2 protein-coding genes are annotated in these 1,415 nt (G+C 29.5%); both read right to left on the minus strand.

All coding sequences use genetic code 11. The features are described from left to right. Window positions 1-85: 85 nt before the first annotated feature. Window positions 86-733 (minus strand): hypothetical protein, encoded by a 648-nt coding sequence (locus tag CHA01nite_RS20300; protein WP_146944803.1) that lies wholly within the window; start codon window positions 731-733, stop codon window positions 86-88. 1 nt (window position 734) lies between these two features. Continuing rightward, window positions 735-1,415: hypothetical protein (locus CHA01nite_RS20680; protein WP_170234794.1), on the minus strand; the 681-nt coding region annotated here is incomplete at its 5' end.

Consider the following 1,415-nt stretch of genomic DNA (forward strand, 5'->3'; position numbering starts at 1 on the left):
ACCTTATCATAAAATCCTAATTATTTTAATAAAAAAACGGAACTCCTGATTAGAAGCTCCGCTTTAAAATTCTTAAAAATTTTATTTATTTTTTATTAGAAAGCCTAAGACTCTCAAACTTAGCAATAAAATTTTCCCATGTCCAATCCGGGAATATTTTTGGCATTTCTGTTTTAAAGGTTTCTGTTTCCACAGAACCAATACCTTCTCCGTTCATATAATGTAATAAAACTCGTTGCCAATGATTGAATACACGTGCTTCAACCGCCATTTGAGTATAGCCTTCATAATCCAAGTCTAAATTGTTTAATTCATAATTACTTACACTCATATAGTAAAGCGAATTGTATATAACATCTGGTTTTATTATAAATCCCACATAAGTCTCTGGCGTTGGATAATCTAAAGGGCGAAAATATTTAAGATCTTCTTCATCTTCCTCATCATACAATAAATAATTTTCTTCCGAGAATAAATATTTGGTCTCTGCCAATTTCATCTTGCCACCAATAGCTTTTTTTTTGTCAGAATACCACTCTAATTCATAACCGTCGCTTCTTTTTTCATAATATTTTTTTATTCCATTATGAACAATGTCTAATCTGTTCAAATCTTCCAATTTAACTTTTAATGAAGAGTTGTTCCAAGATTCAAAGTTTTTAATCTTTTTATCTTCTTTTGCCTCTGATAATAAATCGAATAAGTCGTCATCAAAAAAAAATGTATAATTCATATTATTTTATTTCAGTAGTTAAGGTTACATTATTCATATTTTTCAATTGATCAACCGTTCTATTTAATCTAGTTAGCATCCTTTCATCTTTTTCTGTTTTAGACAATTCCATTTTAATGTTGTTTACAGTTATTCTTCCTTTTATCTTTAAAACGGCTTCTTTAATTCGTTCTAAATATTCAATAGCAATACCTGTCTGCTTTTCCATATCTTCCACAGACGAATGCAATATACTAACTTTTTCTTTTTTAACCTTATTAATTTGATAGCTTTTAATATCAAAATCTACAGGGTTTAATATCGAATTATTAACTACCAATAATTTATCTTTTACATATTTATCACCCTCTTTTTTAAGATAATTAGATCTTAATGTTAACCCTTTTGGTACATGTTGCTCTGCCTTTCGGATTTTTCGAACTTTTTCTTTATCTTCATCACTTTCAAAACCTGCTTGCTCTAATTCAGTATCACTTACTTCTGGAATAGACTGACCATATTTTACAAGTAAAGTGTATTCAACAATGGCTCCTCCCAAAACCGCAATTTTTATAGGTTCCTCTGCTACACGCAAATGGTTTTTATTTCCTTGTTGTGACAAAGGCGTTAAGTTTATTAAAATACCTTCACCATGCATATGCTCGTTTAATAAGTGTCCTCTTACATAATAACTTCCATTACC

This window comes from Chryseobacterium hagamense (genome assembly GCF_007991455.1).
In the GTDB taxonomy this organism is placed as follows: domain Bacteria; phylum Bacteroidota; class Bacteroidia; order Flavobacteriales; family Weeksellaceae; genus Chryseobacterium; species Chryseobacterium hagamense.